Source organism: Enterobacter cloacae complex sp. XAL002, from assembly GCF_049236805.1.
GTDB lineage: Bacteria > Pseudomonadota > Gammaproteobacteria > Enterobacterales > Enterobacteriaceae > Enterobacter > Enterobacter intestinihominis.
Window position 1 is genome coordinate 210,735 of sequence record NZ_JBMKJN010000004.1, and the last position, 13,919, is coordinate 224,653.

Here is a 13,919-nt window from a genome sequence, read left to right on the forward strand (position 1 = left end):
TATTTCCCATGGGTGTGATTCCCTGTTTTAACATCATTACATTTGGCACTGTTGATTACTCAGAATCGTGGTTAAGCCTGCTTTCTTCGCATTTTCAGGAATCTGATAATTCACCGTGCAAGAGCTGGAGCCATCGCTTCCCCATACCACCCGGAGAGCGCCTTTGTCTTCCACACCGCGTACATAAGCTTGTCCTGCCTGGCCTACCGTTCCGATAGATTCGTTTTTCTCATTCAGAACGTCAGCACCTAGCGGAATAAAGCCGTTATCAGAACGTTGTAATTCCAGAACAAGCGAACGACCTTCATCCGTTTCAAAATTCACTAATACAACGGAGCCATTGCGAGGTACGGCAACAGCGCTGGTATTTTTGATTTCAACGTCTGCTTCGAGAGTGCTGATATCGAGCGATACTCGGTTTTCTCTGTAGGCTGACATATACGGCATAATCCCGTACCCGGAGCTGTTAATGCGGCTTTGGCCGTAACCCAGCCGAGCACCCGTTGCGCCACTTGCTTTTACCAGCGCAAGTGAATCCGTTTCGCCGATACTGCCGGATGTAAATACAACGCCACCCGAGTGAACAACCATTCCGCCGTTATAACTCGCGGAATACTGTTTACTATTGTCATCGCCAAAGGACGCTGAGACACCGAGCGGCCCGTAAGGACTGTTCCATGAGCTATAGCCACTGACCTGGTTCAGGTTGCCGTAGTTGCCCCCGCTTGATGAGGCGCTAACGGAATAGCTCACTTCACTGTTTTTGGAGTTGCCGCTTGCCGTAGAGTTAAAACTGGTACCGCCTTTTAAATCAGTGCGCAGGCTCATGTTGACGTTATTGAATCCGCCTGACTGCGCACTATCTTTATTGAATATGCTGAATGGAATACTGACGTTTAAATAAACGCTGTCATCCTTTTCCCCTGTTTCGTTGTACGTGCGTTGCACAGAAACGCTATAGCTACCGTAAGCAAAACTATTGTTGTAACCCACGCTGTAGTCGGAAGTGGAGCTGGAGTCATTCCAGTAATCCTGCCAGGTACCGCTAATATAGAGTGAGCCGTATTCATCACCGTTAACATTCAATGGCTGGTTCAGGCTGACCTGTATCTGGTTTTTGGTACGCTGATAATCAGCATAAAGCTCGGCATTGCTGTCATAAGATCGATTGCCATATTCCTCGTGATGAATACTGTCCTGCAATGAGGCGGCATCGTTAAGGCTGAGATAATCTTCTGTAGAGAAGCGATAAGCTGCCACGTTAAGAGATGTGTTAGTGGCTTCAAGCATTTTGCTGTAGGTCAGCCGATAACTCTGCCCTTTAAGCGTGTCCAGCCCGTCGATATCGGCATAGGACCCGGTAACATCTAATGCGAATGCACCAATACGGGTATTCATAGCCAGACCAAGCAGGCCGGCGTAGAAATCCATATCCGTATATTGCGCACCCACGTAACCGGTAAAGGTATTATTCAGACCATACGCGTAAGTTGCGTAGCCAACGTTTGGCTTATCGTGCAATGAATCATCATTCAGCTCACCTAAACCCACATCCCAGCGGCTGGAGCCTGGGCGGAGCATTTGTGTAACTGAGGAGAACGGAACGGTAAACGTCCGTTTACTTCCATCGGCTTCCTCTACAGTGACAATCAAATCATTGCCATAGCCTGTTGTACTGAGGTCATTGATCTCGAAAGCACCGGGTGGAACGGTGGTTTCATAAATTTTATTGCCGCTTTGCGTTACGCTAACTTTGGCGTTACTGTTTGCCACACCACGAATTACTGGCGCGTAGCCAGAGGTGCCTTCCGGGAGCATGCGGTCATCGTTATACATACGCGCACCACGCAGGCTCACCGAGTCAAAGACATCACCGCGTGTGTAGGAATCACCCATTACCATCTGTGCGTTAAGTGGTGTGATGTCTCGCTGGAGGTAGATATCCTGGCTGGAATAATGTGTGCCATTATCGCTGTCCCAGTTCAGACTGCCGCGAGAACGTAAACGCCACGGCCCCACGTTCAGGCCATAATGCAAGCCTGCATAAGCGGTATCTGAATTGGTGCCGTTTGACTCGCTGTGCCAGGTATTAAGATCGTATGAGAGTAATCCGGCCGGAACACCATTATCCCATAATGAAGGATCGACATACCCTGCTGGAAGTTTAAGCACGTAGATTTGCGGGAAATTAAGATCCATTTCCTGCTTGCTACTATCAAAATTTTCAGAAGCACCGGGATAATATTTTTTGATATCTACGCAAGACGTTTCGTCGTCTTTGACATCATCGCCTAGTATGCTGGTATCAACGCCTGCCTGTGTCAGCGTGAGTTTAGTCAGACATGCTGAGGCACGTGGCGTTTTGTTATCAATGAATGTCATCTCGACCGTGGATTTTGAATTGCCATTCAAATTCACTTTTACACGGTAAGTACCTGGCAGAACTGGGTTGCCATAAGCATAACGATCGACATTGATACCTCCACCATTATCGATAAGGAACTGGTCATTAAATTCAATGGCCGATTCTGTTTCGGATGAGGTGTCTACAGCTTTTTTTTCAGTCTCGCTGGCATGCAGAGGAAATGCTGCACAGATTGCGAGACATAAAATTGATCGTTGAAATAGCATGCTTCATCCAGACAAGTCGTCGTATGAATGCTATGAATCATTCATACGTGTTATATTTATAATGTGGCGGTGGTGCGGTTATTAATTTACTTTGCTTTCAAAAGTATCAGAGCCGCCATTGTCATTAATGGTTTCGTAAGCAACAGTGCCGGTGGCAGTACTACCTAAACCTTTTACCTGCATAATTTGAGTACTAAACGGTAAAATAGATTTATGCTCAACCTGGTACTCTTTATTTGCTGATTTCAGCTTTACATTTGAAATAGAAACGTTGTAAGGGGAATCATTGTGTGCGATCAGGTTTAGCGTATTACCTTGTTTTTGTTGTGACCACGTTACTTTGGCTGCTGCATCTCCTGGCGTACCTTTCAGGCCGTCAGGTCGGAAAAAGAGTTTAATACGTGTGCGGAATGCCAGCTGGAGCTGGTTAGGATTTTCACCGTCTTTCACTTTTGACTTCGGTGGAATCTCGAGCACATTGAACCAGAATAGGGATTCGCGATCTTGCGGCAATGAACCACCCAGGTACGAGATCCGAACGGATTGACCTTTTTGCGGATCAATTCGGGATACTGGTGGAGTAATAATAAACGGTAGTTTTAATTCCTGTGGGTTGGTGTCATCGCGACCGTCATCGAGCCATGATTGAACTAATAGTGGCTTTTTGCCACGGTTGTCTAAAGAAACGATGACATCTTTTTGCGACTGCTGATAAACAATACGTGTTCCCGAAATAACGATATCTGCGCTTGCCTGGAATGACGCGACAGCAGCAGCTGTAAAGCAGGCAGCTTTAAATCCTTTATAAAATGATGTGCTTAACATTTTTCCACTTCCTGTTGGAATGATATCAATAGTCCCCTGACGTACGTCAGGGGATAATATGAGCATTTTATTTATGCGCTTAAAATTACTCGTAGATCATGGTGAATGCAGCTTGTGCCTGAACCACACCAGCTGACACTGGGTTGTTGGCCGCATCCCAGTTCTGACCCTGGGTATACGCTACACGGTAGTAAAGTGCGCCTGCGCCTGTGGTATCAATCGTTGCTTTCTGGGTATTGTTGGTCTGATCCAGTTTGATCTGATCGGTAGCGGAGTTGCCATCGTTTGACAGTACCAGATTGACGTTTTTAGCGGCGCCTTGAGTATTTGATGGTGGAACCAGCAGACCGCCGGAAGTTGAAGAAGAACCCGCCCAGGAATCAAACTGAGCAGATGCCTGGTTGACGGTAGCAGAATCACAACCTGTCAGGGTGAGGGAGAATTTCTTTTCTCCCAGGGTGCTGGTGGTACCCAGCGCATTAGCGAAGTCTTTTACAAACACGGTATCCAGGTTAACGTCAAAATCATTACCATCCTGGTCAATCTTCTGATCCAGGGATACTTTACAGGTGTTATTAGAAACCATACCGTGGAAAGTAATAGTGCCTGTATCTGAAGGAATATCAGCTGCCATTGCAGAACCCGCACTCAGAACCATTGCTACTACAGTTGCCAGACCTAATTTATTAAAAGACATTTTTTATATCCATATTTAAATGCTAGAAAAGTGAACATAAGCAAGGCTTATGTTCGTTCCGAACAGATGCTTCGGGAAAAGGATTCTAAGTGATGAGTAATGGTTGTGAGAAGCCGTTAGGCGTTAGAAATACTTAAACGATCTTTAAGTCAATATGATTATTTAATAGTGAATGATAATAATTGTTCATCATTTTGATGAGCAGGTGTTCGGCAGGGTGACTTGAATATATTAATAAAAATATATAAAAAGAACGCTATTCATTTTAATTATGTATAAATTACCCAACCTATTTGTCGGGTAATTTATAACAGTACTATTGGCTTAGGCAACCTGAACCGGAATTGCCTTCGCAATACGTTTCATTTCATTATCGCCTTCAAAGTATGCCACTTTTGGCTGCCAGCGACGTGCCTCTTCGTCAGACATCATCACAAAGCTGGCAATAATGACGATATCACCCACGTCCGCGCAGTGCGCCGCTGCCCCATTAACGGAGATGATTTTAGACCCGCGTTCAGCGGCAATCGCGTACGTTGAAAAGCGTTTGCCGTTATTAACGTTCCAGATATCAATAGCTTCGTTTTCGAGAATACCCGCCGCGTCGAGAAAATCCTGGTCGATCGCGCAGGAGCCTTCATAGTGCAGGTCGGCCTGGGTGACTTTCACACGGTGAAGCTTACCTTGTAGCATTTTGCGAATCATTACGTTTACCTTTCACTTCCGGGTAGTAAAACTACGCCAGTTCAACCACTTTGTTGTCGATAAGGCGGGCCTGGCCGAGCCAAGCCGCCACCAGAATTACCGCACGTTTGCTGGTATCTGAGAGTTCCAGAAGCGTATCGGCATCCCGAATTTGAACGTCGTCAGCACGAAGACCTTTCTCGTTCAGCGCCTGTTCAGCCAGAGCGATGATTTCTTCTGCGGTTAATTCTTTTGCCAGCAGTTGCTCTGCCATGGTATTCATGACTTTGCTTAAGCCTGGCGCAATTTTACGCTGTTCCGCAGTCAGATAGCCGTTACGGGAGCTAAGCGCCAGGCCATCTTTCGCACGTACAATCGGCACGCCGACAATCTCTATGTCGTAGCCCATATCGGCAACCATTTTGCGGATCAGCGCCAGCTGCTGGAAATCTTTCTCGCCAAAGCAGGCGATGTCCGGCTGCACCAGGTTAAACAGCTTGCTGACGATGGTGGAAACGCCGCGGAAATGGCCCGGACGGCTGGCACCCTCCAGCATGGTCGAAATACCCGGTACGTCGACGTAGGTCGCTTCAGTGGTACCCTGAGGATAAACATCTGCGGGGGCCGGTGCGAAGACGATATCCGCATGACGTTTTTTGAGCTTCTCGCAATCTTCCTGCAAGGTACGTGGATAGCGCGCCAGATCGTCTTCGCGATCGAACTGCATCGGGTTAACGAAGATACTGACTACCACGATATCTGCACGGGCTCTCGCTTCATCGACCAGCTTCATATGGCCGTCGTGCAGATTGCCCATGGTCGGGACCAGGGCGATACGTTTACCTTCCTGACGTGCACGGCGGATATGCTGGCGCAGCAGCGGCAGAGTTTCTATGATTAGCACACCTGGACTCCTTAATGGAAACTGTGTTCTTCGCCCGGATAAACGCCGGACTCAACCTCGGCAATATACTGCCGCACAGCAGCACGCATGTCGCCTGCTTCTGTCAGGAAATTTTTAGCAAATTTTGGAATGTGACCGCCGGTGATCCCGAAGGCGTCGTGCATGACCAGAATCTGGCCATCGGTGACGTTGCCCGCGCCGATGCCGATCACCGGAATCGACAGCGCCTCAGTGATACGCTTAGCCAGCTCAACCGGCACACACTCCAGCACCAGCAGCTGTGCACCAGCGGCTTCCAGCGCCAGGGCATCATCAAACAGCGTCTGCGCCGCATCGCCACGCCCCTGAACTTTATAACCGCCAAAGATATTAACGGACTGCGGCGTCAGCCCTAAGTGCCCGCAAACTGGCACGGCCCGTTCGGTGAGCATTTTCACCGTATCGACCAGCCAGTCGCCGCCTTCGATTTTGACCATATTGGCGCCGGCGCGCATCACAGTTGCCGCATTTTCAAAGGCCTGTTCCGGGGTGGCATACGCCATAAACGGCAGATCGGAAAGTAGCAGGCAGGCGGGCGCACCCCGGCGCACGGCGCGGGTATGGTAAGCAATATCCTCGACCGTGACCGGCAGAGTGGAATCATGTCCTTGTACCGTCATCCCTAACGAGTCTCCGACCAGCATGACGTTGATCCCTTCTTCGGCAAACAGTTTTGCGAAGCTGTAGTCATACGCGGTGATAGTGGCGAAGCGTTTCTTTTCCTGCTTGCATTTCTGCAATAAGGAGATGGTAGTTGGTTTCATACTGTTTCCTGATGGCCCAAAAGCGGATCTTTGCGCATTCTAACAGTAACATTCGAGGGAACAATGATTTTAGGCAATCGATTAACCATATTTAACACATGGCTAATCGGGGGTGACACGGGATTACCAGCGGACCGGTTTTTCCGCGTTGAGACTTTGCAGAACGGCGTTCAGCGAGGTGCCGTCAGGGAAGGTGAGATCGGGGGCGACTTCAAACAGCGGCCAGAGCATAAACGCACGGTTTTTCATGTCATAGTGCGGAACGGTGAGGCGCTCGGTGTTAATCACCTTGTGGCCGAAAAGCATAATATCGAGGTCGAGCGTGCGCGGTCCCCAGCGTTCGGCTTTACGTACGCGACCCTGCTGTAGCTCAATACGCTGGGTATTATCCAGCAGTGTTTCTGCGTCAAGGGCTGTTTCCAGCACCACGGCGGCGTTCAGATAATCAGGCTGATCCTGCGGGCCGAGCGGGGGCGTACGGTAAAAGGAGGAGACCGCCACGATATGGCTTTGCGGGATCTCCCCCAGCGCCTGAACGGCAGCGTTAACCTGCTCAAGCGGAGAGGCCAGATTGCTGCCGATGGCAATATACGCAAGGGTCATGCTGTGCCTTCACGACGCGGCGCGCGCTTGCGCGGGCGACGGTGACGACGGCGCGGTGCCGGCTCGTCATCGAGATCCGTGAGCATATCTTTTTGCTCCGGTGGTGCAGAGACCTGAAATTCTCCCCACCACTGCGCCAGGCGCTGTAGCTCCTGGTTTCTTTCGACTTCAGCACGCAGAGAGAGCAAATCGAACGCGGCGCGGAACTTAGGATGCTCCATCAGTTTCCAGGCACGTTTACCCTGACGGCGGGACATACGCAGCTGAAGCTGCCAGATATCACGCACCAGCGTGGTAATACGTTTCGGGATCGCCAGCGTGCGACAGCCTTCGTCCAGCACGTCGTTTGCCGCCAGCGCGAACGCATCATAATAGGCGAGGCCGCTCTCCTGGGTAATGCGCTGCGCCGTTTCCAGCAGCGGATACCAGAACATGGCCGCGAACAGGAACGCCGGATTCACGCGCATATCGTTATGAATACGGGTATCCGTGTTCTTCAGCACCTGTGCAATCATCCGCTCCATTGCGCTGTCACCGTTTTCGGTGAAGTAGCGGGTAATGGTCGGGAACAGCGGCTGGAACAGGTTGTATTCACGCAGCAAATTGTAGGTTTCAAACCCGTAGCCTGCCTGGAGCAGCTTTAACGACTCCTCAAACAGACGGGCAGGGGGGACGTCGTTAATCAGCGTCGCCAGGCGCGGGATCGGCTCTGCGGTTTCCGGGCTGATACGCATGTTTAGCTTGGCGGCGAAACGCACGGCGCGCAGCATTCGGACCGGATCTTCGCGATAGCGCGTTTCCGGCGTGCCGATCAGGCGAATCAGGCCGTCTTTCAGATCCTGCATACCGCCGACGTAATCGCGCACGGTAAAATCCGCCACGCTGTAGTAAAGGCTGTTGATGGTGAAATCGCGACGCTGAGCATCTTCTTCAATAGAGCCGAAGATGTTGTCGCGCAGCAGCATGCCGTTTTGGCCGCGCTGGGAAGTTGTGCGATCGTTGACGCCCGCTTCGTGGTGACCGCGGAAGGTCGCCACTTCAATAATTTCCGGTCCAAACATCACGTGCGCCAGACGGAAACGGCGACCAACCAGACGGCAGTTGCGGAATAATTTACGCACCTGTTCAGGCGTGGCGCTGGTCGTCACGTCGAAATCTTTTGGTTTTTTGCCCAGCAGTAAATCGCGCACCCCGCCGCCGACGAGATAGGCCTCGTAGCCTGCTTTATTCAGACGATAGAGCACCTTGAGGGCATTTTCACTGATATCTTTGCGGGAAATATTGTGCTGCTCACGCGGAATGACCGACATGTGTGGCTGTGCAATAGCATCATTCGCCATGCTCTCTTCGCGGCTCAGCACTTTACGGCAAAAATTAGCGACTCGGGTAAAAATAGTACACCTCGTAGTGTGTTTTGTTATCAAAAAAGCGGCTAATCATAGCTCAGCGCAACGCATTTGAGAATGCTGGATTTTTGGCACGGCCATAAGCGTCCAGTCAGCAATGGCCGTTTTCAGCAATTCATCCAGACTCAGATCCTGCCATTCCTGCGTTACATTCTGGTTGAGAAATCGCAGCGCGTCGATCAATACCGGGCGCGGATCGCCGTCAGGCAGCGCCGGGGCATGATTCTGTTTTGACAGCTTACTCCCCTGTTCATTGACCGCCAGCGGCAGATGGATGTAATCCGGCACCGTCCAGCCAAACTGCTGGTAAAGCGATATTTGCCGCACGGTAGGCTCAACCAAATCCGCCCCACGCACGATTTCCGTGACGCCCTGGAAATGGTCATCGACAACCACCGCCAGGTTATAGGCAAACAAGCCATCGCGACGGTGAATAATAAAATCTTCACGCGCCAGACGATCATCCGCCTGAATGGTTCCTGAGAGGACATCGGTAAACTGCGTCACCGGAGCGCGCTGTATCAGCCGTACGGCGGCATTCTCAGGGCCGTTGTGCCGCGTACGGCAGTGGCCGTCGTAAACGCCACCCACGCTCTGAATTCGCGCACGCGTGCAGGTGCAGTTATAGGAAAGGCCCTGTTCAGCAAGCCACGCCAGACGTTCACGGTAGGCATCATGGCGTTGAGACTGCCAGAGTACGTCGCCGTCCCAGTGAAGACCGTAATGTTCCAGCTGACGCAGAATAGTTTCTGCCGCACCGGGAACTTCACGCGGAGGATCGATATCTTCAATGCGAACCAGCCATTTACCCTGACGGGCGCGAGCCTGTAGGTAGCTGCCGAGCGCGGCAATTAATGAGCCGAAGTGTAATTCACCGGAGGGAGATGGCGCAAAGCGCCCGATATAGTGAGATTCAGACATATCAACGGTAACAAGGCGGGAGAAACTCCCGCCTTAGCAGAGTAGTGAGAGGGAAGGCGTTAGCCAGCCATCTGTTTTTCGCGGATTTCTGCCAGCGTTTTACAGTCGATGCACAGATCGGCTGTTGGACGCGCTTCCAGACGACGAATACCGATTTCAACACCGCAGGATTCGCAGTAGCCAAAATCTTCGTCCTCGACCTTTTTCAGCGTTTTCTCGATCTTTTTGATCAGTTTGCGCTCGCGGTCACGGTTACGCAGTTCGAGGCTGAACTCTTCCTCCTGAGCGGCACGGTCGACCGGATCCGGGAAGTTAGCAGCTTCATCCTGCATATGTGTAACGGTGCGATCGACTTCATCCCTGAGTTGATTACGCCATGCTTCAAGAATACGCTTGAAGTGCGACAGCTGGGCTTCGTTCATATACTCTTCGCCCGGCTTCTCTTGATACGGCTCCACCCCAGCGATGGCGAGAATACTCAGGGACGATGTTTTACGGTTTTGCCCTTCTTGCATGTTGCTTCTCCTTAACACGCACTATCGATCCCCGTGTTGGGGGAAAAATCAGGTCGCTATAAATAGCAGATGCTTTTCCGTATGGCAATTATCTAAACGTAACACTTGACAACCCTGTGAGGAAAAGCGTATTTGCGCACGCGGCCAGAACACTTATTAGTCAATCGTCTAATCCCTTATAAGACAATGGGAAGAGAGGATCTCAGAGTCATATTATCGGCAGAAAGTTCCGCTTTATAAGCGAAAATCTCTACCCCCTGCTTTTGTGCCTCATTCAACAATTGCGCGTATTTAGGATCAATATGACGGGCCGGGGAAAACCGTTCAATGGCTGAATGCAGAACCGCAAACAGCAACACGGCGCGCTTACCCGCCGCCGCTACACTCATTAGCTCCCGCAGATGCTTCTGGCCACGTAGGGTTACCGCATCCGGAAAGAAGCCGTTTTCCTCTTCCGCTAACGTCACTGATTTCACTTCAATATAGCACTCAGGGCGGTCTTCCGCCTGTAACATAAAATCAATTCTGCTGCCTTCATCGCCATATTTCACTTCGCTTTTTTGCGTGCCGTAACCCACCAGTTCAGGAAGGATTCCATTTGTCAGGGCTTCCTTAACCAGCTGATTTGCGCGCAGGGTATTAACGCAAATAAATGCCCCGCTTTGCGTCTCGGTCATTTCCCAGGTATGAGGATATTTGCGTTTAGTATTTTCTGATGTGGAATACCAGACCGTGTCACCCGGCGTGGCGCAACCGGTCATGGCGCCGGTGTTAGGACAATGCAGCGTGAGCGTTTCGCCCTCAGGCGTGATCACGTCAGCGAGAAAGCGTTTGTAACGCTGGATCAGCGTGGCGGGCTGGAGTGCAGGGCTAAACTTCATCAGGATTCCTTAACGTGTCGCCCAGCGTCCAGCGCTGGAGCGGAGTATAGCGGGTGCGTCCTTGTACAAAGGCAGATTCGTACAGCGCAAATTCATTCACCTGAAAGGACCAGTGGAAGCCCGGTGGCGGGATGGCAACAGCCTGACCCGCATCGCGCAGCAGGGTAATGTGGGGATGAAACGGCTGCGGGCTCTGATAACAGCCGCTGCGCGCGGCCTGTGCCCGCAGCATATTTGCGAGCTGGAGCAGTCCGCGAGGGGGCTGCCGCGTCCCCAGCCAGACCACCCGAGAGCGTAGCCATTGCCCGGCATCGTCAAGATGCAGCGTAAAACCCGGCTGAGAAATGCGTCCGGCCATTGCGCTTAACGCGCGCTGCTTTTCTGCGCTCACCTCGCCAAGAAAAGCTAACGTCAGGTGCATATTGGCGGCGACGACAGGGCGGCCCGCTTCCGCGGGGAAGTGGCTGGCGCGCCAGCGAACAATTTGCCGTTGAAGCGTGGTGGGTAATTCAATGGCGAAGAATAGCCGTTTTGACTCAGACATGCGCAAGACTCGGTAATGATATGCGCCGATGCTACAATGTACGCCGATTAATGTTAACCCTCTGGAGCCGTAAGTGTCCTCTTTGCCCGTCGCCGTCGTCCTTCCTGAGCTTCTCGCAGCCTTAGAACATGCGCCACAGGTTTTGCTCAGCGCGCCCACCGGAGCGGGTAAATCCACCTGGCTGCCCCTGCAAATTCTGCGCGAGGGGAGCATCAGCGGGAAAATTATCCTGCTGGAACCGCGCAGGCTGGCGGCGCGCAATGTGGCGCAGCGCCTGGCGGAACTGCTGAATGAAAAACCGGGCGAGACGGTAGGGTACCGGATGCGCGCCGAAACCTGCATTGGCCCGTCTACGCGGCTGGAGGTGGTCACTGAAGGCATTCTCACCCGTATGCTGCAAAACGATCCGGAGCTGAGCGGCGTCGGGCTGGTGATCCTTGATGAATTTCACGAGCGCAGCCTCCAGGCCGATCTGGCCCTTGCGCTGCTGCTCGACGTTCAGCAGGGGCTGCGCGACGACCTTCGGCTGCTGATTATGTCGGCGACGCTGGATAACGAGCGGCTCCGGCAGACGCTCCCTGACGCGCCGATGATCTCCTCTGAAGGGCGTGCGTTCCCGGTCGAGCGCCGCTATCAGCCGCTGCCTGCCCATCAGCGTTTTGACGAAGCCGTTGCCATCGCCACCGCCGAATTGCTCCGTCAGGAACCCGGCTCGCTGCTGCTTTTTTTACCCGGCGTAGGCGAAATCCAGCGCGTACAGGAGCAACTGGCATCCAGGGTGAGCAGTGACGTTATGCTGTGCCCGCTCTACGGCGCGCTGCATTTGGCTGACCAGCGCAAGGCGATCCTTCCCGCACCGGCGGGGCAGCGCAAAGTGGTACTGGCGACCAATATCGCCGAAACCAGTTTGACCATCGAAGGCATTCGCCTGGTGGTGGACAGTACGCAGGAGAGGGTGGCCAGTTTTGATCCGCGTACCGGGCTGACCAGGCTACTGACGCAGCGCATCAGCCAGGCCTCAATGGTGCAGCGTGCAGGCCGAGCAGGGCGTCTTGAGCCGGGTATTTGCCTGCATTTAACCAGCGCCGAGCAGGCGGAGCGTGCGGCATTGCAGAGTACGCCTGAGATTTTACAAAGCGATCTCTCCGGGCTGGTAATGGATCTGATGCAGTGGGGCTGCCCGGACCCTGACCAGCTCACCTGGCTTAATCCTCCGCCTGTTGTGAACCTTTCCGCCGCGCGCAGCCTGCTGACCCAGCTTGGCGCGCTGGAAGGCGAGCGACTGACGGCGCGCGGCCAGAAAATGGCGGCGCTGGGCAACGATCCGCGTCTGGCAGCGATGCTGGTGGCAGCACAAGGCGACGATGAAATTGCCACGGCGGCAAAACTGGCGGCTATTCTTGAGGAGCCGCCGCGCGGTGGCAGCAGCGATCTGGGACAGGCCTTTTCACGCCATCAGGGAAACTGGCAACAGCGCGCGCAGCAGTTGTGTCACCGCCTGAAGAGCCGGGGAGGATCGCCTGACAGCGATAAAGTTATCCCTCTTCTGGCCCAGGCCTTCCCGGACAGAATCGCGCGCCGTCGCGGGCTGGATGGTCGTTATCAACTGGCAAATGGGATGGGCGCGATGCTGGACAGCGATGATGCTCTGACGCGTCATGAATGGCTGATCGCGCCGCTCTTACTCCAGGGCAGTCACTCCCCGGATGCGCGCATCTTGCAGGCGGTTGCCGTAGATATTGACGCCCTGACGCGTGCCTGCCCGCAGCTGCTTCAGCAATCTGACATTGTCGAATGGGATGATGCCCAGGGCACGCTGAAGGCGTTCCGTCGTAGCCAGGTTGGCAAACTGACGCTCGGGACAAAACCGCTGGCTAAGCCGTCGGAGGAAGAGTTACACCAGGCGATGCTGAACGGCATTCGGGAAAAAGGGCTGAGCGTGTTGAACTGGACGCCTGAGGCTGAACAATATCGTATACGTCTGCACTGCGCCGCGAAGTGGCTGCCGGAACAGGGGTGGCCAGCGGTGGATGATGAGACGCTGCTCGCGACGCTTGAACAGTGGTTGTTGCCGCAGATGAGCGGCGTACACTCCCTGCGCGCCCTTAAGGCGCTTGATGTTAAGGCAGCGTTACAGAATTTACTGGACTGGTCGTTACGTCAACGTCTGGATAGTGAACTGCCTGGGCATTACACTGTGCCAACCGGGAGCCGGATTGCCATTCGTTATCATGAGGATAATCTGCCAGCGCTGGCGGTTCGGATGCAGGAGATGTTTGGTGAGGCCACCACGCCGTCCATCGCTGAAGGGCGCGTGCCGTTAGTGCTTGAGCTGCTTTCGCCTGCGCATCGTCCCTTGCAGATCACCCGCGATCTGGGTGCGTTCTGGGCGGGGAGCTATCGTGAAGTGCAGAAAGAGATGAAGGGGCGATATCCCAAACACGTCTGGCCGGACGATCCGGCGAATACCGCGCCGACACGGCGCACGAAGAAATATTCGTAATG

Annotated in this window: 13 protein-coding genes; 1 reads left to right on the top strand and 12 read right to left on the bottom strand. The window is 53.0% G+C overall.

Going from position 1 to position 13,919, the window contains the following annotated elements; all coding sequences use genetic code 11:
• Nucleotides 1-36: 36 nt before the first annotated feature.
• The 12 genes from ACOT0L_RS05560 to thpR form a co-directional block, all read right to left on the bottom strand.
• Nucleotides 37-2,631 (bottom strand): outer membrane usher protein, encoded by a 2,595-nt coding sequence (locus tag ACOT0L_RS05560; RefSeq protein WP_126502808.1) that lies wholly within the window; start codon nucleotides 2,629-2,631, stop codon nucleotides 37-39.
• 81 nt (nucleotides 2,632-2,712) lie between these two features.
• A complete protein-coding gene (locus ACOT0L_RS05565; protein WP_022647082.1) occupies nucleotides 2,713-3,456 on the bottom strand; it encodes a fimbrial chaperone in 744 nt (247 codons plus the stop codon).
• 85 nt (nucleotides 3,457-3,541) lie between these two features.
• Nucleotides 3,542-4,153, bottom strand: a complete 612-nt coding sequence (locus tag ACOT0L_RS05570; RefSeq protein ID WP_023299349.1) for a fimbrial protein — start codon at nucleotides 4,151-4,153, stop codon at nucleotides 3,542-3,544.
• A 324-nt stretch (nucleotides 4,154-4,477) separates the two neighbouring features.
• On the bottom strand, nucleotides 4,478-4,858 hold the full coding sequence (gene panD, locus ACOT0L_RS05575) for an aspartate 1-decarboxylase (RefSeq protein WP_022647084.1): 381 nt from the start codon (nucleotides 4,856-4,858) through the stop codon (nucleotides 4,478-4,480).
• A gap of 31 nt (nucleotides 4,859-4,889) precedes the next feature.
• Entirely contained in the window at nucleotides 4,890-5,741 is an 852-nt protein-coding gene (panC, locus tag ACOT0L_RS05580) for a pantoate--beta-alanine ligase (protein ID WP_022647085.1), read from the bottom strand.
• A gap of 11 nt (nucleotides 5,742-5,752) precedes the next feature.
• Nucleotides 5,753-6,544, bottom strand: coding sequence for a 3-methyl-2-oxobutanoate hydroxymethyltransferase (gene panB / locus ACOT0L_RS05585; RefSeq protein WP_022647086.1), 792 nt, complete (start codon nucleotides 6,542-6,544; stop codon nucleotides 5,753-5,755).
• A 123-nt stretch (nucleotides 6,545-6,667) separates the two neighbouring features.
• On the bottom strand, nucleotides 6,668-7,147 hold the full coding sequence (gene folK / locus ACOT0L_RS05590) for a 2-amino-4-hydroxy-6-hydroxymethyldihydropteridine diphosphokinase (protein WP_023305457.1): 480 nt from the start codon (nucleotides 7,145-7,147) through the stop codon (nucleotides 6,668-6,670).
• Nucleotides 7,144-8,541, bottom strand: coding sequence for a polynucleotide adenylyltransferase PcnB (pcnB, locus tag ACOT0L_RS05595; RefSeq protein ID WP_071785222.1), 1,398 nt, complete (start codon nucleotides 8,539-8,541; stop codon nucleotides 7,144-7,146). Before pcnB ends, folK begins: the two co-directional genes overlap by 4 nt.
• Nucleotides 8,542-8,583: 42 nt before the next feature.
• Nucleotides 8,584-9,474, bottom strand: coding sequence for a tRNA glutamyl-Q(34) synthetase GluQRS (gluQRS, locus tag ACOT0L_RS05600; protein ID WP_022647088.1), 891 nt, complete (start codon nucleotides 9,472-9,474; stop codon nucleotides 8,584-8,586).
• A 59-nt stretch (nucleotides 9,475-9,533) separates the two neighbouring features.
• Nucleotides 9,534-9,989, bottom strand: coding sequence for an RNA polymerase-binding protein DksA (gene dksA / locus ACOT0L_RS05605; protein ID WP_001155232.1), 456 nt, complete (start codon nucleotides 9,987-9,989; stop codon nucleotides 9,534-9,536).
• A 176-nt stretch (nucleotides 9,990-10,165) separates the two neighbouring features.
• Nucleotides 10,166-10,870: a DNA/RNA nuclease SfsA gene (sfsA, locus tag ACOT0L_RS05610; protein ID WP_032625548.1), complete on the bottom strand. Its 705-nt coding sequence runs from the start codon at nucleotides 10,868-10,870 to the stop codon at nucleotides 10,166-10,168.
• Nucleotides 10,860-11,414, bottom strand: coding sequence for an RNA 2',3'-cyclic phosphodiesterase (gene thpR, locus ACOT0L_RS05615; protein WP_003856249.1), 555 nt, complete (start codon nucleotides 11,412-11,414; stop codon nucleotides 10,860-10,862). The genes sfsA and thpR overlap by 11 nt, the downstream gene beginning before the upstream one ends.
• A gap of 73 nt (nucleotides 11,415-11,487) precedes the next feature.
• Between thpR and hrpB the strand changes: the two genes are divergently transcribed.
• The gene (gene hrpB, locus ACOT0L_RS05620) at nucleotides 11,488-13,917 is read left to right on the top strand and encodes an ATP-dependent helicase HrpB (RefSeq protein ID WP_126502807.1); all 2,430 of its coding nucleotides are present in this window, start codon (nucleotides 11,488-11,490) and stop codon (nucleotides 13,915-13,917) included.
• Nucleotides 13,918-13,919 lie beyond the last annotated feature (2 nt).